Here is a 23,548-nt window from a genome sequence, read left to right on the forward strand (position 1 = left end):
ATCTTCTCCCGCTTCGACAAACTCGACGTCATGTTTACCGGGTTCATCAATTTCGCCCTGATTGCAGATGGGCTGCGTTGTGTTAACAGGCCCTAGCGCGCATGCTGCAAGCAGGGATTTCGGAAGCAGTGCTTTCATGATGTGACTCGAAGACGGATGGAGGACGAAGACACTAGAACTTGTGGCGCAGGCCCAGCGCGAGCGCCGACTGCGAATGGCTGCCGGAAACGGGTACCGTGAACAGGACGGCCTTGTTGTCGCCCGAGTTGCGTTGATGAAGCGCAAGGATGTAGACGTCGGTACGCTTGGAAAGGTAGTAGTTGACCGCTCCCATCACCATGTTGCGGTTCATCCCATCAGTTCTCTCGTGCGTATAGCCGACTGTCCCGACGAGGCCGCTGGCGAGCGGAAACGTACCGGCCACATGGTAGTTCCGTAATTTCTGCGAAGCGCCTTGCGCGACGAAGTTCGTCTGGGTGTACAAGCCCATGAGCTTGACGCCACCGAGGTCGTAGCTGACTCCCAGCCCGACGTTCAGGACATGATCGGTCGCGAACTGGATGGCTCCGCCACCGGGCGCCACCGTGGCGGCCTCCAGGAACCGGCTGATCCCGAGCGCGGAGTACGGAGCGATCACGCGGTTATTGACTCGCGTAAACGCCGCCCCCAACGAAAGGGCGCCCTCCTTGTACTTGGCTTCGCCGCTGAAGGCGCGACGCGTGGTGACATCGCCGGCGGCTTCGCCGAATGCCGTCATCAAGGCGGCTGACAGCGGTCCACGCTTGAAGCTGTACTTGACCGAGTTGTCGAGCCGTTCTCCCGCGACGCGATCCAGACCACCTGTAGCCCAGCCGAGGCCACCGACGCCATAAGGGGTGGCGTAAAACTCGGAAAGGCTGAACATGGCATCGTACTGGCGGCCCAGCGACAGCGTGTGGGTTCCATTACCCAGGCCGACATAGGACTGCCGGCCGAACAGGATACCTCCCTGTCCCGACATGCCGGTATCGATCCCGAAACCCGCCTCCAGCACAAAGTTTGCTTTCAGTCCGTTGCCCAGATCTTCGACTCCCCTGAAGCCGAGCCTATTGGGCATCTGGTCTCCCGCGGTCAGGGCCAATTGCGATTTACCCCCGACATCATCGATATAGCGAACCGAGGCGTCGACCACGCCGTACATCTCGACCTGTCCCCACGCGGCGGCCGGAGCCATCAGGGTGGGAACCAACGCGGCAACCGCCGCCTGCGCGTTCTTCTTCAGGTCCATGGCCTTCCCTTTTCAATATTTAGTATTCTGTATACTAAATATCAATTTAGAACAGAAATATAGGGGTAAGCCCGGTTTCGACTCGCACCACCAAAAACGATATACTGTATATCGAATACTTTTATGTCAAAACGAGACCGGAAGCGTGGCCACGGCCACATGCCGGCGGGAGCGAGCGACATGGGTTCAGCGGACGGCCAGCGTCCCAACTTCGTCTACATCCTTGCAGACGATCTGGGTTATGCCGACCTGGGTTGTACGGGCGCCGTCGATGCGCAGGGAAGTCCGGTCGACGTCTCCCCTCGCCTGGATGGACTGGCCCGGGAAGGCATCCGGTTCACGCGGGGGTACGCAAACTCTCCCGTGTGCTCTCCTACGCGGCTGGCACTGATTACCGGCCGCTGGCAGTATCGGCTTCGGGCCGGAGCCGAAGAGCCGCTGACCGCCGGAGCATCCGGAGACAAGATCTTCGGGCTTCCGCCTTCGCATCCGACTCTACCCTCCCTGTTGGGCGGGGCAGGCTATCGCACGGCGCTCGTGGGCAAGTGGCACCTCGGCTATCCGCCGCAGTTCGGGCCGCGGCTTTCGGGTTACGGCGAGTTCTACGGCTTTCATGCGGGAGGCTCCGGCTACTTCTCGCATTGCGACTCGCGAGGCAAGGCCGATCTATGGCTGAATGAAGAGCCGCTCAGTGAAGAAGGCTACCTGACCGATCTGCTGAGCAAACGCGCCGTCTCCTTCATCCAGCGACAGACGCCGGCGCAGCCGTTTCTGCTCAGCCTGCATTACAGCGCGCCCCACTGGCCCTGGCTGTCCCGCGACGACGAGAGCGAATCCCGGCGCATCGGCCGCAATCTGAAGCATACGGACGGCGGATCGCTGCAAACCTACCAGCGGATGATCTCGCACATGGACGAAGGCATAGGCTGGGTGCTGGATGCGCTCGACCGTCAGGGGCTGGCAGACAACACGCTGGTCGTCTTCACCTCGGACAACGGGGGAGAACGCTTCTCCAATAACTGGCCTCTGACAGGACGTAAGATGGACCTGCTCGAGGGCGGGATCCGCGTGCCATTGATCGCCAGATGGCCCGCCCGCTGGGCGGGCGGAAAGGTGTGCGACCTGCCGAACCAGACGATGGACTGGACCGCGACCATGCTGGACGCCGCCCGGGTGCCGCCCCACTCCGGCTTTCCGCTCGACGGCGTCAGCCTGCTGCCGGCACTGTCCGCCTCCCCTTCTCCGGCCCCGTTCAACCGCGACCTGTTCTGGCGCATGAAGCACCGGGAACAAGCCGCGACGGTCCGGGGCAAATGGAAATACCTCCGCGTGGACGGCCACGAGTACTTATTCGACCTGGAAGCCGACCCCGCAGAACGCGCGAACATGGCATCGCGAGAGCCCGGGTATCTCGCGGACTTGCGCCACGCCTGGAATGTCTGGAACGAGGCCATCCCCCCCATTCCCGACGATGCCGGTGTCTCGCTGGTATTCGGCCCCGGCGACCTGCCTGTCGCCACCTTCTGACCCCCTTGTTTTCGAGCCGCCATGAAACGCATCCTGCCCCTGCTTCTGCTCCCCGCCTGCCTCTGGTCGCCGTCCTCCCATGCGGGCGGGTATCCGGACAGATACATCAAGATCCTGATCCCGTTCACGGCGGGCGGCGCGGTGGACAACATCGTGCGCGCGATGAGTCCCGAGCTGTCGGCCGACCTCGGCCAACCCATCGTGGTGGAAAACAAGCCGGGCGGCGGCGCGCAGGTTGCGGCGACTGCGCTCCTGCAGGCGCCGGCGGACGGGTATACGCTGCTTGCCGCGCCTGGCGGCGTCTTTGCCCTGAATCCCCATCTCTACAAGCAACTGGCCTACGATCCCCGCGCCGACTTCGAGGGTATCGCCACGTTGACGACGGCCCCCATGGTGATGTTCTCCAATCCCAAGGGCCGCATACCGCACATATCCGCCTTCAGGACGGCGCTGGCCAACGGCGACTTCATCAAATACGCATCGCCCGGGCAGGGCACCGCCCCGCATCTGTTCGGCCACATGATTGGCGCCGCCTTTCCGAAAGCGAATCTGCTGCACGTCCCGTACCGCGGCGCGCCCCAGGCGATCCAGGCTGTACTGAGCCAAGAAGTGGACCTCATGTTCGACGCCGTGCCGACCGTAGTCGGGCTCGTCCGCAACGGCCAGGTTCGGCCGCTGGCCATCGCGGCCGAGCATCGCCACCCGCTGTTTCCCGAGACACCCACCCTGCGGGAACTGGGAATGCCGCAGATCTCGATGGATTTCTGGGTAGGCGTGGTGGCGCGCAAGGGAACACCCGCAGCCGTCGTCGATCGCTTGCACGCGGCTTTCCAGAAAGCGCTGGACACCCCGGCCATCGCTCGCATGCTGCAAGACCGCGGCTATACCAGGCTGACGATGTCACCCCGGGAGTTCGACGGCCTGATCCGTTCCGAACTCGAGAAATACGGCCCCATCGTCAAGGCCACCGGCGCCACGATCGACTGAGGCCGGCAGGCCGCTACGGGAAGAGCTGAATCGCAGGCAGCGGCGCGTCGCCATTGAGCAGATCGACGCGCTTCAATCGTATCCTGAACGTGTCCTCGTGCGGCACCAGTTCATGCCTGGCGACGGCGGCATAGGTCCATTGCTCGTCGCCTCGGGCTTCGCAGTAGATCATCGGTGTGCGCATGCGGTACATCCGGCCATCGGCCCCCTCCAGTCTCGGGAGCTGCAAGACGTGCAGGCATCGGCTGGCGGGCTGCTGCGAATAGGCTCGCGGCTGCTGCAGGCGGTCTATGCGCAGCTTCAGGAGCAGGCGATCCTCGTACGTAATCGAGGCATGGTCGACCGGATCCTGCTGATCGCAGCCCAGCGGTATCCAATAGACGCCGTCTGAGGTAAACAAGTCCTGCCATTGATCCAGGCGCTTCTCGTCGAGCAGCCGTGCTTCCTCGTAGATGAATTCCGCGAGAGCCTCGCGCGTGGCATTTGATACGTTCATGGGGGTTCGCCGTCGAAAAAGGAAATGAGCGGATTCCGCCGTGTCCGGCCGGTCAGTCCGTAGCCATCAGGGCGCTCCAGGCCCGATAGAAATTGCGCATGGGCAGCTCGCTGTTGCCGCTGGCCTCCGCCGGCAACTCCCGTTCCTCGCCATGATGCTCGCGATGCAGGCTCACCCAAGGGTTGCCGCGGTGGACCAACGCCCGCTGCATGGTTTCGAATACGTGGATGTCGTCGTGCGCCACGATCGAGGCAGGCGAGAAGACCAACCGGTTGTACGTCAACGTACGGCGCAGCAGTTCGGGCGGTGCCCCCACGGGCTCCAGCGCGAAGATCTCCACCAGCGTGCGGCCGACGTCCAGCGGCCGCACGATCCGCAAGGTCTGCGGCGAGCTCTTGAGCGCCAGCGTGGGAAACAGCACGGAGTTCTGTGGCGTGAACGCCAGCACGGCCTTCGTCCGTGCCTCGCCGAGTGCCGCCTGCAGCGATTCCTCATACCCCGGGACTGGCGCGTAGCCGGAATGAATGCTTCCCCGGATCCCCAGGATGCAGTGGCCATGGGCATGCACCCGCGCCCCGGCGTCTCGGTAGAAATCATGGCCCGAGCCGAAAGGCAACAACTGGGCCAATTCGGTTGGAAGAGGTGTTTCGTCCGGCCAGCCTTGGGCGGCATCGCGCGCCGTCTGCCAGGCCGACTCGTGGGTCGATATCGGGTGGACGGCGTCGACGACATTCTCGATGTACATCTTCCAGTTGCATGCAATCACGCTGCGCAGGCTGCCCCCCGCGATCCGAAGCTCGCCCTGCGGCGAGCGGTCGGCCAGATTGTCCAGCACGGAAAGCATGTCGCCGAAATATTCGCGGAATGGCAGCCCCTCCGGCGCAGCGCGCGCGAAGACGAAGCCGCGGTAGGTTTCGCTGGCGAGCCGTTCCAGGCCTTGTGCCGCTTCCGTCTGGAGAAGACGGCTTCCTTCGTAGCCCGCACGCAGCGGAATGCCAAGCGTCGAACCGTCGAGACGGTAGGTCCAGGCGTGATACGGACACCGCAGCAGCTTCCCTGCATTGCCCGAGGGCTGCGAGACGATCATTGCCCCCTTGTGGGCGCAGCGATTGGGCAGTACCTGGATCTGCCCATCCGGCTGCCGGATCATGATCACCGGAAGCCGCGCGATCCAGGTGGTGATGAAGTCGCCGGGATTCGGCACCTGGCTCGCATGTCCCACGTAGACCCAGCCGCGCGCGAACAGACGCTCGCATTCCAGGTCGAACACCTGCGGGTCGAGGTAGACATCCCGATGCACGCGGTCGCCGTCGAATAGCTGGTCGGCAGCCGGCGCCTGGCGGTAAGGAACGGAGTGATTCATCGCAAGTGATCCTGGGTGGTGACGGGTGCCGGCGTGGCGATGAAGCGGCATGCGGCGTGCCGCCCCATGGCGGCGCACTCCACCTCCTCCACGGCGGCGGGGGCGCCCAGCACGGCGGAGGCCATGGCCTGGAAGACGCCGGCGATAGGCGCGCATACGGGATGGAGGGCAGCGCCATATCCCTGGGCGAAGGGGCTGTTGACCACCGTCAGTTCCACGGATGACGCCTGATGTTCGATCCGCCAGGCGCCCCAGCCCAGATCGGCGGAGGCCTCTTGCATGAAACCGGACAATTCCGCGGCTGGCATGTGGCTGATGTATGCCTGCACGCTCCTGCCGCCATGGCGGGCGGCGGAGGCAGCCATCATCCTCAGCACCCGGAGGCGGGTCAGCTCGTCCAGCTCATGCAGCATGCCCATCAGCACGTCGGGCCGCATGAGCAGGTAGCGCCGGTCCTGGTCGCGGATTTCCCCGGCCACGACATCGAACGTCAGGCGAGAGCGCAGCGTACCCATGGGCTTCCTACCAGGTAGCGATCAATCGGTTGCTTGCCAGGCCGTTGTCCAGGATCTTCTCGGCGGCCTCCGCGCCCAGCACCGGCAACCCCGCCGGGTCGATGAGGCCGACCTGGGCCAGCACGCTCGCCTGGTCCCAGTAGATATGCTCGTGGCAGATCTTGTTGCCCCGGAACTTCACCACGCCGATGAGACCGAACTTGACGAACTTGCCAGTGGGCGCGACCCCGGGCAGCAGCCACTCGATCGCCCGGTCATGGGTGAAGCTCATGATCACTTCGTCGACGATCTGGTTGACCCCGACCGTGCGGGACACGCTGATCTGCTTCATGTCCGCAGGATTGCAGGGAATGAAATACTCGCTGTAGAAGCGATGCAGGTCCGCATAACCTACCCCGCCCGTCATCGTGGGAATGTGGTTGACGTAGGGCGACGGCACCATGGTGGCCATGGTCTTACCGGCGTCCCGCGTCGTGAATTCGAAATCCAGATGCGCCTCCCACAGCGCCTCCAGATCGTAGCGGGGGCCGATGTGCGATTTCAGGAACACGATGGTCCTGTCGTATGCGTTGGATGCGGAGACGGCCTCGAAGTGATCTCCGCCCTGCCGCGCGAACGCGTGATGGCACTCGGGATACAGATGCACCCGTACGGCCGGCGAAGCCCTGCCCGCCTCGACCAGCACGCGCTGGGCGGCGGGAGGACAATACGTATCCTGTCCGGCCACATGCAGCAACGCCTTCTTCCCTGGCGGCAAGGCCTGGCCGATTACCTGCTCCAGCCCGACCCCGTAGTAGGAAGCCGCAACGCGCACCTCGGTATGCAGCAGCGCGAGATAGGCGATGCGTCCGCCCAGACAATAGCCGACGGCGCCGACGTCGCCCTCGCACGCATAGCGGGCCTTCAGGAAGGCTATGCTGCGGCGCAGATCGTCCATGGCCTCGTCGTCGGAAAACCGATCGAGGAGGCCCAAGGCCTGCTCCATGGCGCCGGGCGCCCGCGGCTCCAGCCGGATGCCCGGCCGCTGGCGCCAGAACAGGTCGGGTGCGAAGGCGACGTATCCCTCTTGCGCAAACTCATCGCACACGGACTGGATGTTGTCATTGACTCCGAATATCTCCTGAAGGACCAGGAGGAGCGGGCCGCGTTGCTCCTCGGGAAGCGACAAGTACCCGCCGAAGCGGTCCGATACATCGATGAACGATCCCATGCTGTCACCTTTCGATATGCGCCAAACCCGTTGCGGACAGAAGGACCTTGACCGTCTCGCCGGGAGCGGGAGCAAAGCGGGATACGGCCAGAAAATTGAGGTCCTGCCGCTCCGCCCGGAGTTCGACAAGATAGGGGTAAGGCCATTCGGCCGGACGTCTGTGCGCTTCGGTGTAGCCACACACCTGGGCTTCCAGCAGCGTGCGCGCGTCGAAAGCGCCATGGCCGCACCGGGCGCACAGGCGCCGCCGTGGAAACGTCGCGCGATGACAGTGCGCGCATTCGTAGTAAGTGAAGCTCATTGCGCCCTCTCGAGAATGGCGGCATTGGCACACATACCGTACCGGTACTCGACCATGCCGTAGCCCGACACCAGGGCACGGTCTGCCTTGGACAGCTGGCGCTCGCCGGCACGCCCCAGGAGCTGCAGCGCCGCTTCGGTGAGACCATGCAGGCCGCCGGCCGCGCCGGCCTGGCCGGCGGATAGCTGCCCCCCCGATGTATTCAGTGGAAACCGGCCGGCCAGCACTCTGTCGTTCAGGAACGATCGCAGTTCGCCCGGCGCGACGATGCCCAGATCTTCCAACTGCACGAGCGCCATGACGGGGTAGTCGTCATAGACGGAGACAAGGTCCAGCTCCTCCCGCCGCACGCCGGCGTTCGCGAACAGGCGGTCGGAAATGACCCTGAGCCCCGTCGTCAGGCCATCCCCCGATTGGTCGTCGAAGTTGTAGTTGCAGTCGATCGCCTTGATCCGGATCGCCGGCGATCCGGCCGGAAGCGCGGAAACGTGGCTGAGGAGTATCGCATTGGCTCCCGCCACGACCGGAACGCAGTCATAGATGCACAGGGGATCGGCGACGCGGGGAGCGGCCAGGTAGTCCTCCAGGGACAACGGGCTGCGGTACACCGCATTCGGATTGGCCGACGCCCAGTTGCGCTGGCCGACCGCCAGCGCGCCATAGTCCGCCCGCTCCAGCCCATGCTTGCGCATGTGGCGCTGCGTCAGCAGGGCGAAAAGCGTGTTGGGGTTGGCGATGCCCAGCGGGGCCAGGTACTGGCGCGTCGTGCCGTTGTAGTTGGCCGCCAGTTCCTTGAAATCGTCGGGGCCGAACACGTCGCCCGCCAGCAGGGCAATATGTCGGGCGTGCCCGCATTCGATCGCGGCGATGGCGTGCCTGAGCATGTTGACGCCCGAGGCGCCGCCATGGCCGTCGTCGAGCGACCAGCGGATGTTCAGGCCCAGGCGCCAGGCCATGTCGATGCAACGGTCGGGTTTGAGCGTGAAGGACGCAACGCCCAGGCCGTCCACATCCCTGGCTTCCAGTCCGCCAGCTTCGAGCAGGGCCTCGAAGGCGCCCGCCAGCAGTTCTTCCGTGGTGGCCGTCGTGCGGCGCACATAGGGAAGCTCCGACGCGGCATGCAGTCGCGCGCTGTTCATCGCTTCACCGCATGGCCTGATGCAGCGAGGTCCCACGTATCGGCCGTGACACCTTCCTGGCGCAGCTTGTACTTCTGCACCTTGCCGTTCTCGGTCTTGGGCAGGTCGTCGACGAAGCGCACGAATCGCGGGACCGCGAAATGCGGCATGCGCGACTCGCACCATCTGACGACGTCCAGGCCGGCAATCCCATGCCCTGCCCTCGGCACGATCGCGCACATGACCTCGTCCTCGGCCAGTTCCGATGGCACGGCATATACCGCGACGTGCTCGACCCCTGGCATGAGCCCGACCACCTGCTCGACCTCGTAGGACGAGATGTTCTCGCCTCGCCGCCGGATGCTGTCCTTCAGCCTGTCGAGGAACTTGAAATACCCCGCCTCGTCCCGGACCACCCGGTCACCGGTGTGCAGCCAGAGGTTGCGCCAAGCCTCGATCGTCTTGTCCGGCATGCCGAAGTAGCCCAGGGCGAAAGCGAATGGCTCGCGCGCCCGGAGCACCAGCTCGCCCGGCGTGCCGTGGGGCACTTCGTTGTCCTGCTCGTCCACGACCCTGGCCTCGAAACCGTCGATGACCTTGCCCATCCATCCCGGCTTGCGGTCTTCCAGGGCGCTGCCTATGACGAAATTCGACTCCGTGGAGCCGAAGCCGTCGATCATCCGGATGCCGGTTCTCGGCTCGAACTCCTGGAAGTACTTTTCGGGCACGCCCGGCGCCAGGGCGACACGCACACGGTGCCGGCGCTCGGACGCATCGGCAGGCCGCGAAAGCAACATGGGCACCATCGCGCCCAGCAGGTACGTCACCGTGGCATCGCTTTCGATCAGGTGCCGGTAGAAGCGCGAGACCGAAAAGCGCTCGCCTATCACCATCCGTCCCCCCGATACCAGTGCCTGGTAGAACGTGTTCAGGGCATTGACGTGGAACAGCGGCAGGCAGGTGTAGAGCACGTCATCCTCGCCGATGCCGATGTTCGCGATCGAGTAGTGACCCCACCAGTAGAGCTGCGCATGCGAACACATCACCCCCTTCGACGGCCCGGAGGTGCCGGACGTATACATGACCAGCGCAGGCTCGGACGCCTCGCCCGGATCGCCTTCCGACAGCGGTGCGGACATCTTTTCCAGAAGCTGCGCATTCTTCAGCTGTGCGGAGGATGCCGGCGGCGCATCCACGAACCAGATGCGGGCAAGGCCGTTGATGGTGCCGGCGTCGCATTCCAGCGCGCTCATGAGATGGGGCATCTGCCCGGACTCGGTGATCAGCGCCCGGGATGCCGAGTTCTGCAGGTAGTAGGCGAGCTGGTGGCCCTTGGAGGCCGTATTGACGGGCACCAGGAACAGGCCGAGCTGCGCGCAGGCCGTGAAAGCCTCCAGGAACTCCAGCCGGTTGCCAAGCTGGATGGCAACCCGGTCCCCCTTGCGCAGGCCCGCCTCGGCCAGCGTGGCCGCCAGCCTGCCGGAAGTTTCCAGCAGCGCCTCGGCACTGAGCTCCCGGCCGCCGCCCGATACCAGGATCCGCCCCGGGGCGCGGCGGGCGCGCTCGCGCAGCAAATGGATGATGTGCCGCTGGAACGGAGCCGGGACAAGGGGAAACGAGGAAGTCGTCATGGTTACGCCGAAAGCTGCTAATTGGAAAATACAGTATATAGTATACTGTATTGAAATTGGAAGCCTTGAATCGGACCGCAAGCCTGGCCGACTTGGCGACAACCTCGACGGAGATGGGCGTGCGGCAAACGACGGGAATTGCGCTGGAAGAACTGACGGTCCTGGTGACGGGAAGCCAGCGGGGATTGGGGCTGGCGCTCGTCCATGAACTGTCGGCGCGGGGGACCCGTGTCTACGCGGGGCACCGCTCGGCCGGCGTGCCGGCCGAACTAGACCTGCCAGGCGTTACGCCGGTATTCATGGAGCTGGGCGCAACGCCCCTGCCCCGCCTGCCGGACGTCGACTATGTCGTGAACAATGCCGGCATCAACCGGAATACCCCGCTCGACTCTCCCCAGGCCACGCAGGTACTGGACGAAGAGCTGCGCACCAACGTGCTCGGCACGCTGAATCTCATCCATCACTACCTGCCCCGGCTGGCCGGGCGCCCGGCCGCCGGCTTCGTGAACATCATCAGCGCCCTGGCGATCGATCCCAATTACTTCTGCGCCACCTACAGCGCCTCGAAGGCGGCCCTGCATTCGTTATGCGTATCGCTGCGCCAGGTCGCCGGCGACAAGGGCTTCCATGTGCTGAACGTCTATCCCACGGCAATCGACACGCGCCTGACCGACGGCCTGGCCATCCCGAAACTCGCCCCGGCCGAGGTGGCACGCGCCATCGTCGATGCATGGTCGGCGGGAGACTGCGAACTATTCTTCCAATAGGCGCGCAACGGCCCGGCGCCCGGCCACGGCACCGGAAAGCAAGGGGCGTTCATGTACACTCCGGCATACGGGCCCCCGGCTGTTACCCCGAAACGCATGCAGATGAAGCGAGCTCTTCCCGGCTCGCAGGGATTCGTTACGTACAGATAAATGGTCGTCAAGATAAAAATCAAAGATGTCGTCTATGCCGACATCAAGCAGAAGATCCTGTCCGGCGCCTATTCCCCGGATGACCGGATCGTCGACCTGGACGTCGCCGCGACGATGAACGTCTCGCGCATGCCGGTGCGCGAGGCACTGCTGCAACTGCAGACCGAAGGCTATCTGAACGTCACCACGCGGGGCTTTGCCTTGCGGCAGTTCTCCATGCAGGAGATCAAGGACATCTTCGACATCCGGATGCTCCTCGAGCCCCATGCCGCCAAGTTGGCGGTCCAACAGGTCACTCCCGAGTTCATCCGGACGTTGCGGGCGGACCTGGACGCCGCCAAGCACGCGCTGGCCGACGACGACACGCCCGCGATGATGAAGGCCAACCGAGCCTTCCGTTCCACCTGGCTGGCGGTGGTTCCCAATGAGCGGCTCGTCGCTACCATCCATCATCTGCAGGACCATGCGGAGACCGTCCGGCTTGCGACGCTGAAGTTCAGACAGGCCAAGGAAGCCTCGTACGAACGAAATCTCCAGATGCTCGAGGCGTTCGAACAGAAGGACGCCGCGCTGGCCAAGCGCATTGCCAGGCAGAACCTGGCTGACTCGTTCGCGTTCTACAAGGAACTTTCCGAGTCGCGCTCCGCCTGACTCGAGGCTCGCGCAGAGCCTCCCTCCCGTAGCACGGGTTTCCATCCATGCCAACGGCACAACAGCGATCAACTGTTCCTGCATGAACAGCACATTTCCCCGCTTGCGGCCTGCCTAGAATACTGGGGCCCTCCACGGCGTACGCGGCTCCGGCAGGTCAGCAGGCCCGGACCGACGCCTGTGGAATCCCCAACAAGACAGACATCATGGAGACGCTGATGACCCTGAACAATCGCGTTCGGCTGCTCGGCATCGCACTTTCCCTGGGCGCCGCCCCCGCTGCGTTGGCGCAGGCCTATCCCAGCAAGCCGATCAAGTTCATCACGGCCTCGACCGGGAGCCCCCAGGACGTGGTGGGCCGCATCTTCGCCCAGAAGATCACCGAAACCACATCGCATCCGGTGGTGGTCGAGAGCCGCGCCGGGGCGGGGGCGCTGATCTCGATCCAGGCGACGGCCAAGGCGCCGGCCGATGGCTACAACGTCCTGGTCAGCTCCACCGCTTTCGCGGTCACTCCTTATCTCTACAAGGATCCGGGATACGACTCCGAGAAAGACCTGGTCCCCGTCGCGCTGCTCGCCACCGCCCCCAACATCCTGGTCACGAGCCCGACCAGCGGCGTCCGGTCCCTCAAGGACGCCGTCGAGCGCGCGCGCCAGGGCAAGGATCTGCACTATGGCTCGCCGGGCTATGGCACCACGCCGCAGATGTCGGCCGATTATCTGTTCAAGGTGCTGGCCAAGGTCAACGTCATGCACGTGCCCTACAAGGGCATACCCGCGACCATGCAGGCCACCATGGCCAATGAGGTGGAACTGTCCGCCACCGCGCTGCCGCCGGCCGTGCCGTTGATCAAGTCGGGACGGCTGGTGGGCCTGGCCGTGACGAGCACGAAACGCAGTCCCGCCCTTCCCGACGTACCCACCATAGGCGAGGCGGGGTTCGCCGATTTCGAAGACGAATCCTGGGTCGGGGTATGGGTTCCCGCCGGGACTCCCGCGCCCGTCATCGCCAAGCTGCGCAGCGAACTGATGGCGGCGGCCCGGGCCGACGACGTACGGGCCAAGCTCGCCAACATAGGGTTCGAAGCCAGCACCATGCCGCCCGAAGCATTCGCCGCCATGGTGAAGAAAGAAATGCAGAAGTGGGAGCAAGTCGTCCGGGAGACAGGCACCAAAATCGAATGAGCGGCAGCGGGGGCTTGCGGCCGCAAGGCCGCAAGCCCCTCCCGCATGGTCAGATCGGCTGCGCCAGTACCGCCAGCGACTCCTCCACCAGCGCCGCCTGCCGTTCGACAGGGGCCTTCGCCTGTTCCAGGCGGCCGATCTCGAGCGAGTTCTGGACCACCAGGCGGCAACGCTCATAGCGTCGCCGCATGAAGCGCTGCAGCGCTTGCGCGACGCCCTGCGCGGCTTCCAGTTCCATAGCCAGCACCAAGGCGTCCTCGACCGCCATCCCCGCGCCCGAGGCCAGTTGCGGCGTAGTCGGGTGGGCCGCGTCGCCGATCAGCACGACCCGGCCGCGATACCAGGGGGCCGGCAGCAGGAATCCCTCCAGCGGACGGCGGACGATGCGCGAGGTATCGTCCAACTGCTCGCGGATCTCCGCCAGGATGCCGCCATACCCCTGCATCAGCGCAGCCAATCCCGGCGCCAGGCCGCGTTCTTCGATACGGTTCGGCTCGGCAAGCGGCTCGAGCAGGAACATGTACATCTCGCTGTCGGAAACCGGATTCAAGCCGACCTTGACGGGGCCCCCCAGGAAGAAGTGACGGCGATCGATGCCCGGTGCGCGTGGAACGACCAGGCGCCAGGCGCACTGGCCGGTGAACGCCGGCGCGGGCGCGTCCGGAAAGACCAGCGTCCGGATCCGGGAAAAAATGCCGTCGGCACCGATCACGAGATCGTATCTGCCGGTGCTGCCGTCCGAGAATCGAACGGACACGCCGTCATCGTCCTGCTCCAGGCTCGCCACCGTCACGCCAAGGCTGACCCGCGCGCCGCTGTCCAGGGTCCGGCGCGACAGCACCGCGTGCAGCACCGGCCGCATCACGCCGCCACTGCCGGGCAGATCCCCGTCCCCCACCACGGGGGTCGCCACCACTCTCAAGGGCCTGCCGAGCACATCGCAGATCTGTATGCCGTGGCCGGTATAGGCCTGTGCCGCAATCTCATCCAGAATGCCAAGTTCGCGGAACGCGCGCAAAGTCGGGCCGGTGATGGTAATGCCCGCACCGTACACGCGCCATTCCGGGTCCAGGTCGACCACTTGCACGTCGACGCCTCGCCGCCGCAAACAGATGGCAGCCGACATGCCGCCGATGCCGCCGCCGACGATAAGCGCGCGTTTCACACCGCTCATTTTTTCCCCATCCATGATTCCCTCGGCGCAAATGCCGTGAGCCGGGATTACGCAAGAGCCGCCTCCGGACGTCAACGCCGCGAGCGCATCTTCCGACTCCCGCGCAAGCTTGGGCGCACGCGCAGCCAAGTTCCGCGGCTGGACGCGCGCATGGCTGGTCAAGTTCCGACGCATGCCCGGCCAAGCCGGCGCCCGCAACGCCTGCCAACATGCTGGCATCGACGCGTGCCGCCCAGCGCGCATTCCGAACGAATCTGGAGAGACGACCGTGACACAGCAGTTCCCTGCCCCTTCCGCCGGCGCCGACGTCGCCGGCCGCCCCAAGACACTGGCCGAGGCCAAGGCCTGGATGACGACCCGCTGGCAAGCCCGGACGCATCCGATGAATGCCCTGCCGCTGGACATCGGCGCGGCATGGATAGACGGCGTGCCCGGCCTGGACGGCGAATCCTGGGGCACCTATTGGGGAAACCTGGGCGACGCACTGCGCGCCGAGGCGGCCCAGGCGCACGACGCGGGCGACGCCACCCGCGCGGCGGACCTCTACCAGCGCGCCAGCGGCGCGTATTTCATGGGGCGCTTTCCGTGCCCCAACCATCCGGCAAAGGCCGCTTGCGCCATCGGCGAACGCGAAACGTATCTTGCCGCCTCGGCCTACTGGGAGACTCCCATCGAGCGCGTTGCCGTGCCTTTCCAGGGTCGCGCCGGCGAAGGAAATGAAATACCGGTGCTATTGCGCCGGCCGCGCGGCATCGCCCGCCCCCGGGTCGTCCTCATGTGGGGCGGCGTGGACGCCTGCAAGGAACAGATGACGGCGGCCAGCGACGCACTGCTCGCCAAGGGCCTCGCGACGATTGCCATGGACAATGCCGGCACCGGCGAATCCCCGGTGCGCGGCGTGGTCGACGCCGAAAGACCGTTCATTGCCGTCCTGGACTGGCTGCGCGGCCGTCCCGACCTCGATGGCGGACGGCCTGCCTGCCTGGGCCGCTCCTTCGGTGGCTACTGGGCGACCAAGCTCGCCCACATGCTGCCGGACCGGCTGGCAGGTGCGGTCAATTGGGGCGGCGGCGCGCACTTCATGTTCCAGCCGGAATGGATACTTGCCTCGCGCTACCCGGACAGCTATCTGATGGAGCTGGTCGAGACGCGCCGCCGCATGCTGGGCGTCGATACCGACGAGGAGTACGCCGCCGCCTTCCAGCGGCTCTCGTTGCTGGACCAGGGCTTGCTGGATCTTCCCTGCGCGCCGCTATTGCTGGTCAACGGCAAGGACGACCGGCAGTGCCCGATCGCGGATATCCACCTGCTGATGGAACGCGGCAATCCCAAGTCCGTTCGTCTCTTCCCCGGCGGCCATATGGGATTGACGCCCCAGACCCTGCCCACGATCGTCGACTGGCTAGCCGGGCAACTGCAGGGAGAGCGCTGATGGCCAGCAACTGGCGGCAGCTCATGCCCACCACCGATGCCTACTGGATGAACCGCATCCTGTTCGACATCCACCATCGCGACGACGATCTGCACCGCTACAAGCGCGACCCCGATGCCTACATGGCCGACGTCCCGCTGGCACCATCGCTCAAGAGCGCCATCCGCGACAACGACATCGGCGCCATGTACCTGGCGGGGGTCAACCCTTACCTGCTCAGGGCGCACTGCCTCGGCCTGCGCATACCGGAATCGGTATTCCTGCAATCGCTACGCAGCGTCGGCCGCGAAGGAGAGCACTGACATGGCACGTATCGTCAGCGCGCATGCGGTCAGCCACACGCCCGTCATGCTCAACTTCCCCGACGCCATCCCGGACGCGGATCGCGAGTCCATCTTCGCCGCCTTCCTGTCGGTTGGCCGCGCCATCCGCAACGCGGCGCCAGATGCCATCGTGGTCGTTTCCGACGATCACCTGCACAATTTTTTCCTCGACAACCTGCCTGCCTTCTGCATCGGCGCGGCGCCGGCTTATCCCACCCCCGTGGAGCACTGGCTGAACGTCGACCGCCGGGTGCTCTCCGGCCATGCCGAACTGGGCGCGCATCTCATAGGCGAAGCCATGCAGTCCGGGTTCGATCCGGCCCTGTCCATGGACCTGACCCTCGACCACGGCATCATCGCACCGCTGCTCCTGGCCGGCGTCGCCGGCGAGATTCCCGTCGTGCCGGTATTGGTCAACTGCGTGCAACCCCCGCTGCCAACCATGCGCCGCGCACACCAGTGGGGACGCATGCTGGGCGATGCGATACGCCGCTTCGCGGGCGTCGAGCGAGTATCGATCTTGGCTACCGGGGGCCTGAGCCACGACATCGCCACGCCGCGGATGGGCCTGCTGAACGAGGCCTTCGACCGGGAATTCCTGGAGCGCCTGGTCGCGGGCGATGCCGAGGCGCTGCTCCGGCATGCCGAAGAACACGTCCACGAAGCGGGTAACGGCGCGGAAGAGATCCGCACCTGGCTGGTCGCGGACGGCGCCGCCGGCGCGCCCTTCCGGCCGCTCTATTACAAGGCCGTCGCCGGCTGGTACACGGGCATAGGGCTGGGCACCTGGGACATGGATGCCGCGCGATGACCTCTTCCGGCCTTTCCTGGCAGCTTGCCGGCGCCGCCGACGGCCCGGCCGTGGTGCTCCTGCATCCCATCGCAACGAACCGCAGCCTGTGGGATCCGCTGCTGCCCGTCTGGACACGCCACTTCCGCCTGATATGCGTGGACCTTCCCGGACATGGCCATAGCCCGCTGCGGCAGGACTGGCGGCTCGACGACGCCGCGCATGATCTCGCCCGCATTCTGGACCAGGCCGGTGCCGCATCGGCCGCCATCGTGGGTACCTCGCTGGGCGGCATGGTGGCTCAGGCATTCGCCCTGGCGTACCCGGCACGATGCTCCGCCCTCGTCCTGGCCCATTGCGGCGCGTACACCGCCCCCTCGGTGGCAAGGGTGTGGGAGCAACGCCTGGCTGCCCTGCGCACGGACGGATTCGACGCGCATGTGGAAGCCACGCTGGGCCGCTGGTTCACGCGCGACTTTCTCCTGGGCTCGCCGTTGACGGCAGACTGGCTGCGCGCTTTGATGCACCGCACGCCCATCCAGGGCTACGTGGATGCCGTGGGTGCCATCCAATGGCTGGACCATCGGGAACGCCTGCGGGAACTGGCCCGGCCGACGCTGGTCGTGGCCGGTCGCAACGATTCGGCCATCCCGCCGGAGATCGCCGCGGAGCTGGCCGGCGCCATACGGGGGGCGACGCTGGAACTCTGCGACGCGGCCCACATGGCCTGCGTGGAGCAACCTACATGGTTCACCGAAACGGTCGGCCGGTTCGTCCTTCGGCATGGCCGCTGACGCGGCAACCCTTTGCGGGCAAAGTCCGATTGACTTGCCAGCCCTCGAACCGGGAAACTCTGCGAAGACGGATTCGGTTCGACCGATCTGCGCTGGAGACAGACATCCCATGACGACCATCCGACAGTTCACCATCCACGGCGAGAACCCGGGCGCAGGTTCGGCGATCTTCCGCAGGGAAATGCAGGATGCCTTCGCGGTCGGCCTATCCGTGCAGGGCAACCAGGAACATCCGTTCAGCACCCAGGTCAAGGGCTACAGCGGCGAGCGGCTGCGCTTTGCCGCGCTGCGTTTTTCGCCCCACACGACCTGTTCGCCCCGCGCGACCGGCCTGCGCTCGCGCCTGCTCGTATCGCTGCACCGCGAAGGCGTCGCCCTCGTGCACCAGGAAGGCCGTGAAACCCGCATCGAGCCCGATGACCTGTTCATCATCGATCCTTCGCGGCCGTTCTTCATCGAAGCCGGCAACGTCCTCGCCCACTCGCTGTACATCGAACACAGCGCGCTGCGCGCGATCGTGCCCGAAATCGAACTGCACACCGCCCGGCAGGTACGGACCACCTACGGCGCGGGCGCGGTGCTGCGCCACACCATCGACCAGCTCCTGGCCCAGACCGACCGGCTCTCCGACCTCGAGGCCGACCGCCTCGCCGACGCCCTGCCCTTCCTGATAGCGGCCAGTCTCGCGGGAACCAGTCCCGATACGCGTCCGCCGCCCTCGCGCCTGCGGGCCCTGCACAAGCAGCGCATCATGGGCTACGTGAAAGACAACCTGCGCAACCACGAGATCGACGCCGCCCATATCGCCGCCGCCATCAACCTGTCGACCCGGTACATCTACGAGCTGTTCGAGGACGAAGATGTCCCCCTGATGAAGTGGATCTGGCAGACGCGGCTGGAACGCTGCCGCGCCGACCTGGCCAGCGCCGCGATGCGGTCGAGATCGATAGGCGAGATCGCCTTCTACTGGGGTTTCAACGACATCACCCATTTCAGCCGGGCATTCCGGCAACGCTACGGGGTATCGCCGCGCGCGTTCAGGAAGACAGCCCTGTCGCAGGCCGCGGCGCACTGATCTCCTCCCCTAACGTTCGAATATCTGCTCGGGTGTCCTGTGCAGGCGTTCCGTGGTCCCGTCGAGCTTGACCAGATAGTTGTCGCATATCCAGCTGAATGTCGTCGCCGTCGCATAGGTCGGATGGCAGGCCAGCACGGTCCTTGGACGCAAGGTCATGGATTCGTCATGGCGCATCAGCGGCCGCTCCACCATGTCGTAGCCCTGGCCATGGCAATGCAGCCGTTTCTCCTCGGGCCGGCCGTTCGCACGCATGAAGGCGTTGTAGTCCTCCCATAACGCACGTCCCGAACATCCAGGGACGAGGCGATCGGTGGTGAACTTCCGGGCCTCGAGCACGAAGCCGAACTCGTCGCGCATGTCGTCCGACGCCTTTCCGAGCACCACGGTACGCCCCAGCTCGGTGAAATAGCCACCCGGGCCGCTGCTTTCTATCAGCAGTGAAAAGTAATCGCCTTGCTGGATGACCCGGTTCTGGAAATAGCGATTGCCGAACATGGCCGCCGTGCCTACCGGAGCGGAAGCGCACAGGTAAAGCCCCTGTTCGCTTCCCGCCTTGCGGCACTCGTACTCGGCCAATGCAGCAAGTTCGTTGTCGCGGATGCCGGGGCGTATCGCGTCCAGCACCGCCTGCCAGGCGCGATCCTGCATTGCCGCCGCCGCGAACATCCGGTCTATCTCGGCATCGGACTTCTCGACCTTGATCCGATCGACCATTTCGCTCGCGTCGAGCCACTGCGTCCCTGCCGGAACGCCGCGCCTGACGGCATCCAGAAATGCCGACGAGATGATGCCGGCTCCAACCACGCCGATCCGGCCCTGCGCATAGGGCGCGAGTGCCTCGATGGCAAGCTGCGCGTCGTAGGGCACGGTATATCCGATCGGCAGGTAGCTGGGCGTCCCGAGGTAGCGCCCCACCCCCCGTCTCGCCGGCGACGGCCGGGACCGGAAATCCTGCACCATCCCGAAGGTCCCCTGCCCAATGACCGTCATCGGCGCATCACGGGGAAACAGTACCGTCACGGGATATCCGTTGGTGGCGGGAATATCGGTGAAATACTTGATGTATCCCCCCATGAAGTCATTGCTGCCCTGCATGAGCAGCACATCGATCTTCTCCTCTTGCATGCGCAGGCGGACGGCGGCCCACCGGCGCTCGAGCTCATCGTCGGAAATCGGGTTCAAGAGCCTTTCGTTCATGGATGTCTCACAAGATTGATCATGTCGGTGGTTGCGCCGCGTTGGTAGAGGCGGATGTTCTCTACCAGGATGGGCAGCGCGGCGTCCGCATAGCCGTTGAACATTCCCGCGGCATGCGGTGCGATGACGACGTTGTCCAGCTGCCAGAACGGGTGCCCGGGCGGAAGCGGCTCCGTCACGAAAGTATCGAGATAGGCGCCTGCTATCCGTCCCTGTTGCAGGGCAGCCAGCAGCGCGGCCTCGTGGACCACGCTTCCCCGCGCCAGGTTGATCAGAAATGCCGTTCGCTTCATGCGCTCGATAAACGCGCCGTCCACCAGGTTCCGCGTCTCGTGCGTGGACGGCACAAGCAGCAGCACGAAGTCCGCTCGCGCCACCGCATCCCCGGCTTGTTTCCTGGAATACATGTGGTCGAACCCGGGTACCGGACGCGGTGCAGCGCTGATTCCCAGCACGGTCATGCCCAATGCCTTGCAGATAGGAGCGAGATAGGCGGCTATCGACCCGCTGCCGACGATGGCGAGCGTAGATCCCGACAGGGTCTGCGACGCGAACCGATCCCAGCGCTGCTGTCCCTGGTTGCGCAATAGCCTGGGCACCGACCTTGCCAGGCACAGCATGGCTGACAGCGCCGCCTCGGCCATGGGCGGACCGTGTATTCCCCTCATGTTGGAAATGATGACCTCGGGGCCGAGCGATGGCTGGTCGACGATGCCGTCCACGCCCGTCCCCAGCGCCTGGATCCACTTCAACCGCCGGCCCGCCGCGATCAGCCGGTCGTTCAACGCAGGGCCGAACGCCATCAGCACCTCCGCGTCCGGAATCAGGCGTCCCGCCTCCTCGGCCTCGCCGGCGAACGACAGGCGGATACCCGGCAAGGCTTCACGCAATCCCTGCTCGTAGCGCCGGATCTGCCGCTCCGGCAGCTTGGCGAAAAACAGATAGGACGGACCTTCGCCTTGCACCTTCTGGTCTGCTCGCATGCCGTCCTCAGAAACAATAGATGTCGATGAAGGTCGGGATATAGTCGTTCTTGAGTTCGATGCGCTTCCTGCTGATGAGCCAGCTTTCCTCCTGCCGGCCGAATTCCGTCAGCGACGTACCGAAGAACGTATAGGTCTTGCGCTGCCTGACGTTGAACATCTGGGTGCTCCACGTCGTCCAGATCCGGATGCCATCGTCCTCCTGGCCTTCTTCAAGGTGGAAGTTGCACAACATATGCGTCGTCCGAGGCGCCGGCGTCGATGCCGCGGACCGTCCCGACATGATCCTCAGCACTCGGTCCTCCAAGCCCGCGCGGTTCGCATAGTAGATGTGCGAGAGCTCCGTATTCGGGTCCTGCGTCAGGGTTTCGTCGCTGCGCCTGGCGGGTACCCAGTATTCGCAGTCCGGCGCATACATCGACAGCCATCCCTTCCAATCCTGGCTGTCGAGCAGCCATGCTTCGCGCAGCAGCAGCTCTTTCGCCGTCTCCAGCTTATTCATAGGGACGTTCTCCTTTCACGCCGGCCAGCAGCAATCGCTGCCACTCCCTGTATGGCCCCTGGAAGGCAACCTCGCTGTAGGTGTCGTAGCGCCCGAGCGCACTCGATACCGGCTGGATGCCCAGGGTCGATACCACTTCGTCCGCGTGGCTCTGCTGGAAGCCCATCCCCCGTGAAGTCCCCTGGAGATAATCCAGCGGCATTGCCGACAGGCCACGCTGGCAGTCTTCGTACAGCACGGCATCATCGGGCGTGGCCATGCCTCCCGGATTGAAGAAATCTTCGTACTGGCGTAGCCGCCATGCCCGCTGGGCGGTAGGCTCTCCCACCGGTGCGATGCAGTACGCGCGCATTTCGGTCAGGTTCACCGCCAGCGGACGGAAGATCCTCAGCATGGGCGATATGGCATCGGCAATCTGCATGTTGGGGAAGATGCCCACGTTCCGCCCCTTGAGCATCCAATCGGCCCTGGTATTGCCGACGCGGCTGCGGATCTCGTCAATGGCCGGGTAGATGGGGCGCTTGTCCGGCTCCGGCTGCTCCAGCCACACCGCGGAATGGCCATGGTCGAAATTGATCGCTCCCGCCGGAAGCCCATCGCGGCGCGACCAGTCGAATGAGCGGGAATCGACATTGCCCATGCCTTTGCGGCGGCGGGCCTGAACATCGAGAAACGACGCGTGCGCTTCCGACAGATGGTAGGGGTCGACGCCATTGTCCAGCTGCAGCTTCCAATTTCCCTCGTAGGTATACAAGGTCCGGCCCGGCACGAGCTCTACCCCGTGGGGGCTCTGGTCCACGATGAGATCGATCAGCGTCGCCGCCGAGCCGAGGAACGCGGCCAGCTCGGGAACATCGCGGTTGAGGGACCCGAACAGGAATCCCCGGTAGTTCCCCAGGTGCGCGATGGGAATCAGATGGTGGTCGTCTTTCAGGAAAGCTTCCGAATAGCCGGCCGAGGCGCCGTACTTGAGCAATGTGTTCTTGCCCGCCGAGTCGAACACCCAGCCGTGGTAGGGACACACGTGCGCGCGGGCTCGTCCCTGCTCGCGGCTGCAAAGCAAGGCGCCCTTGTGCCGGCAGGCGTTCACGAAGGCACCGAGCCGGCCCTCGCCGTCGCGGCTGACCAGGATTGGCGTCGAGCCGATCTGGGTGGTGATGAAATCGTGCGGTTGGTGCAGTTGAGACTCATGGCCGAGGAAGCACCATGTTCGCTCGAAGATGTAGCGCTGCTCCAGTTCGAATATCTGGGGGTCGACGAACGCCGCCCGGTGCACCCGGAAGATTCCCTGCGGGAGCCTGTCATCCACGCAGGCGGCGAGCCGCGAGGCAAGAGAGTCCAGGTCGGTGCGCATCATTCGACCTGCTCCAGCTTCGCCGCCTTGCGCACGGCAGTCCATTTTTCGATATTTGACTGTATCCGGGCCCGCAGCACCTGGGGTTCCTCGGGCCAGGGCTGTACCCACCTCGCCTTGAGCGTGGTTCTCACCTCCTCATCGGCCAAGGCTTTGCGAACCTCCGCCGAGATGCGTTCGGATACCCCACGCGGCATGTTGGCCGGCGCGAAGAGCGCCATCCAGTACTCGGCCTGCAACTCCGGAAAGCCCAGTTCCGCGAAAGTCGGAACATCCGGAAACTCGGACAACCGCTCCGGTGACGTGACGGCCAACGGACGCAGCAGGCCGGACTGGATCGCTCCGAAGGCCGGACCGACGTCCGAGAAGGTCATCAACACCTCCTTGGAGGCAACCGCCTGGACCGACTCGTTCGCGCCTCGGAACGGAACGAACGTGATGTCCAGATTGACGCGTTGTGCAAGCGCGGCGGTTTGCAGCTCGAACGCATAGCCCGACCCGGCCGAACTCGCCTGGCGGGGGTTCGCGCGGATGTATTTCACGAGTTCGTCGAGCGAGCGCGCGGGCGTCGCCGAGTTCACGACCAGCAGCATCGGGAATGTCCCGATCAGGGAAACCGGCGTGAAATCGTCCACCGAATAGGGCAGTTTCTTTTGGGTATTCATAAAAGGTTGTTGATGGTCTCCCGACTCTCCGTTGCTACAACTGCTTTTTGATTTCGAGAAAAGATGTTGACAGTCATGGGGCAAGG

Annotated in this window: 24 protein-coding genes; 10 read left to right on the forward strand and 14 right to left on the reverse strand. The window is 64.9% G+C overall.

Annotation, left to right across the window (positions count from 1 at the left end):
- Window positions 1-172 precede the first annotated feature (172 nt).
- On the reverse strand, window positions 173-1,267 hold the full coding sequence (locus ABD104_RS29235) for a porin (RefSeq protein WP_343928795.1): 1,095 nt from the start codon (window positions 1,265-1,267) through the stop codon (window positions 173-175).
- Between the two features lie 180 nt (window positions 1,268-1,447).
- Between ABD104_RS29235 and ABD104_RS29240 the strand changes: the two genes are divergently transcribed.
- Both ABD104_RS29240 and ABD104_RS29245 read left to right on the forward strand, forming a co-directional pair.
- Window positions 1,448-2,794 (forward strand): sulfatase family protein, encoded by a 1,347-nt coding sequence (locus ABD104_RS29240; protein ID WP_338616851.1) that lies wholly within the window; start codon window positions 1,448-1,450, stop codon window positions 2,792-2,794.
- A gap of 21 nt (window positions 2,795-2,815) precedes the next feature.
- Window positions 2,816-3,781, forward strand: a complete 966-nt coding sequence (locus ABD104_RS29245) for a Bug family tripartite tricarboxylate transporter substrate binding protein (RefSeq protein ID WP_338616853.1) — start codon at window positions 2,816-2,818, stop codon at window positions 3,779-3,781.
- Window positions 3,782-3,794: 13 nt separating this feature from the next.
- Here the strand turns inward: ABD104_RS29245 and ABD104_RS29250 are convergent, their stop codons facing one another.
- The 7 genes from ABD104_RS29250 to ABD104_RS29280 are packed head-to-tail and all read right to left on the reverse strand — an operon-like array spanning window position 3,795 to window position 10,415.
- Entirely contained in the window at window positions 3,795-4,277 is a 483-nt protein-coding gene (locus ABD104_RS29250; protein WP_338616855.1) for an aromatic-ring-hydroxylating dioxygenase subunit beta, read from the reverse strand.
- A 52-nt stretch (window positions 4,278-4,329) separates the two neighbouring features.
- Window positions 4,330-5,640: an aromatic ring-hydroxylating oxygenase subunit alpha gene (locus tag ABD104_RS29255; protein ID WP_338616856.1), complete on the reverse strand. Its 1,311-nt coding sequence runs from the start codon at window positions 5,638-5,640 to the stop codon at window positions 4,330-4,332.
- Window positions 5,637-6,155 carry a V4R domain-containing protein gene (locus ABD104_RS29260; protein ID WP_338616858.1) on the reverse strand — a complete coding sequence of 173 codons (519 nt, stop codon included), beginning with the start codon at window positions 6,153-6,155 and terminating at the stop codon, window positions 5,637-5,639. Before ABD104_RS29260 ends, ABD104_RS29255 begins: the two co-directional genes overlap by 4 nt.
- A 7-nt stretch (window positions 6,156-6,162) precedes the next feature.
- On the reverse strand, window positions 6,163-7,365 hold the full coding sequence (locus ABD104_RS29265) for a dienelactone hydrolase family protein (RefSeq protein ID WP_338616860.1): 1,203 nt from the start codon (window positions 7,363-7,365) through the stop codon (window positions 6,163-6,165).
- A gap of 4 nt (window positions 7,366-7,369) precedes the next feature.
- Window positions 7,370-7,666, reverse strand: a complete 297-nt coding sequence (locus tag ABD104_RS29270) for a PhlB family protein (RefSeq protein ID WP_338616861.1) — start codon at window positions 7,664-7,666, stop codon at window positions 7,370-7,372.
- Window positions 7,663-8,805, reverse strand: coding sequence for a thiolase family protein (locus ABD104_RS29275; protein ID WP_343928796.1), 1,143 nt, complete (start codon window positions 8,803-8,805; stop codon window positions 7,663-7,665). The genes ABD104_RS29270 and ABD104_RS29275 overlap by 4 nt, the downstream gene beginning before the upstream one ends.
- Complete coding sequence (locus ABD104_RS29280; RefSeq protein WP_343928797.1) at window positions 8,802-10,415, reverse strand: ATP-dependent acyl-CoA ligase; 1,614 nt, start codon at window positions 10,413-10,415, stop codon at window positions 8,802-8,804. The genes ABD104_RS29275 and ABD104_RS29280 overlap by 4 nt, the downstream gene beginning before the upstream one ends.
- A 119-nt stretch (window positions 10,416-10,534) precedes the next feature.
- On the opposite strand from ABD104_RS29280, the gene ABD104_RS29285 reads away from it, so the two are divergent.
- From ABD104_RS29285 to ABD104_RS29295, 3 genes are all read left to right on the forward strand, one after another.
- Window positions 10,535-11,182 (forward strand): SDR family NAD(P)-dependent oxidoreductase, encoded by a 648-nt coding sequence (locus ABD104_RS29285; protein WP_343928798.1) that lies wholly within the window; start codon window positions 10,535-10,537, stop codon window positions 11,180-11,182.
- A gap of 150 nt (window positions 11,183-11,332) precedes the next feature.
- The gene (locus tag ABD104_RS29290) at window positions 11,333-11,983 is read left to right on the forward strand and encodes a GntR family transcriptional regulator (RefSeq protein ID WP_343928799.1); all 651 of its coding nucleotides are present in this window, start codon (window positions 11,333-11,335) and stop codon (window positions 11,981-11,983) included.
- Window positions 11,984-12,201: 218 nt separating this feature from the next.
- The gene (locus ABD104_RS29295; RefSeq protein ID WP_343928800.1) at window positions 12,202-13,170 is read left to right on the forward strand and encodes a tripartite tricarboxylate transporter substrate-binding protein; all 969 of its coding nucleotides are present in this window, start codon (window positions 12,202-12,204) and stop codon (window positions 13,168-13,170) included.
- A 49-nt stretch (window positions 13,171-13,219) separates the two neighbouring features.
- Here the strand turns inward: ABD104_RS29295 and ABD104_RS29300 are convergent, their stop codons facing one another.
- Window positions 13,220-14,359: an FAD-dependent oxidoreductase gene (locus tag ABD104_RS29300; protein ID WP_343928801.1), complete on the reverse strand. Its 1,140-nt coding sequence runs from the start codon at window positions 14,357-14,359 to the stop codon at window positions 13,220-13,222.
- Window positions 14,360-14,612: 253 nt separating this feature from the next.
- On the opposite strand from ABD104_RS29300, the gene ABD104_RS29305 reads away from it, so the two are divergent.
- The 5 genes from ABD104_RS29305 (at window position 14,613) to ABD104_RS29325 (ending at window position 18,758) form a co-directional block, all read left to right on the forward strand.
- Window positions 14,613-15,776 carry an alpha/beta hydrolase family protein gene (locus tag ABD104_RS29305; RefSeq protein ID WP_243724694.1) on the forward strand — a complete coding sequence of 388 codons (1,164 nt, stop codon included), beginning with the start codon at window positions 14,613-14,615 and terminating at the stop codon, window positions 15,774-15,776.
- Window positions 15,776-16,078 carry a subunit of meta cleavage enzyme gene (locus ABD104_RS29310; RefSeq protein ID WP_132980679.1) on the forward strand — a complete coding sequence of 101 codons (303 nt, stop codon included), beginning with the start codon at window positions 15,776-15,778 and terminating at the stop codon, window positions 16,076-16,078. The genes ABD104_RS29305 and ABD104_RS29310 overlap by 1 nt, the downstream gene beginning before the upstream one ends.
- Before the next feature lies 1 nt (window position 16,079).
- Complete coding sequence (locus ABD104_RS29315; RefSeq protein WP_343928802.1) at window positions 16,080-16,910, forward strand: DODA-type extradiol aromatic ring-opening family dioxygenase; 831 nt, start codon at window positions 16,080-16,082, stop codon at window positions 16,908-16,910.
- Window positions 16,907-17,683, forward strand: coding sequence for an alpha/beta fold hydrolase (locus ABD104_RS29320; RefSeq protein ID WP_343928803.1), 777 nt, complete (start codon window positions 16,907-16,909; stop codon window positions 17,681-17,683). Before ABD104_RS29315 ends, ABD104_RS29320 begins: the two co-directional genes overlap by 4 nt.
- Before the next feature lie 109 nt (window positions 17,684-17,792).
- Window positions 17,793-18,758, forward strand: coding sequence for a helix-turn-helix domain-containing protein (locus ABD104_RS29325; RefSeq protein WP_087836576.1), 966 nt, complete (start codon window positions 17,793-17,795; stop codon window positions 18,756-18,758).
- A 9-nt stretch (window positions 18,759-18,767) separates the two neighbouring features.
- On the opposite strand, the gene ABD104_RS29330 is transcribed toward ABD104_RS29325, so the two are convergent.
- The 5 genes from ABD104_RS29330 to ABD104_RS29350 all read right to left on the reverse strand — a co-directional run.
- Window positions 18,768-19,958, reverse strand: a complete 1,191-nt coding sequence (locus ABD104_RS29330) for a M24 family metallopeptidase (protein WP_343928804.1) — start codon at window positions 19,956-19,958, stop codon at window positions 18,768-18,770.
- Window positions 19,955-20,941 (reverse strand): D-2-hydroxyacid dehydrogenase, encoded by a 987-nt coding sequence (locus ABD104_RS29335; RefSeq protein ID WP_087836578.1) that lies wholly within the window; start codon window positions 20,939-20,941, stop codon window positions 19,955-19,957. Before ABD104_RS29335 ends, ABD104_RS29330 begins: the two co-directional genes overlap by 4 nt.
- Before the next feature lie 7 nt (window positions 20,942-20,948).
- Window positions 20,949-21,443 (reverse strand): aromatic-ring-hydroxylating dioxygenase subunit beta, encoded by a 495-nt coding sequence (locus tag ABD104_RS29340; RefSeq protein WP_087836579.1) that lies wholly within the window; start codon window positions 21,441-21,443, stop codon window positions 20,949-20,951.
- The gene (locus ABD104_RS29345; protein WP_176400617.1) at window positions 21,436-22,800 is read right to left on the reverse strand and encodes an aromatic ring-hydroxylating oxygenase subunit alpha; all 1,365 of its coding nucleotides are present in this window, start codon (window positions 22,798-22,800) and stop codon (window positions 21,436-21,438) included. The genes ABD104_RS29340 and ABD104_RS29345 overlap by 8 nt, the downstream gene beginning before the upstream one ends.
- Window positions 22,797-23,548, reverse strand: a 752-nt coding sequence (locus ABD104_RS29350; RefSeq protein ID WP_343928805.1) for a Bug family tripartite tricarboxylate transporter substrate binding protein, incomplete at its 5' end; no start/stop codon positions are given. The genes ABD104_RS29350 and ABD104_RS29345, both read right to left, overlap by 4 nt.

Origin of the sequence: Pigmentiphaga daeguensis, assembly GCF_039523035.1 — a bacterium.
Classification (GTDB): domain Bacteria; phylum Pseudomonadota; class Gammaproteobacteria; order Burkholderiales; family Burkholderiaceae_B; genus Pigmentiphaga; species Pigmentiphaga daeguensis.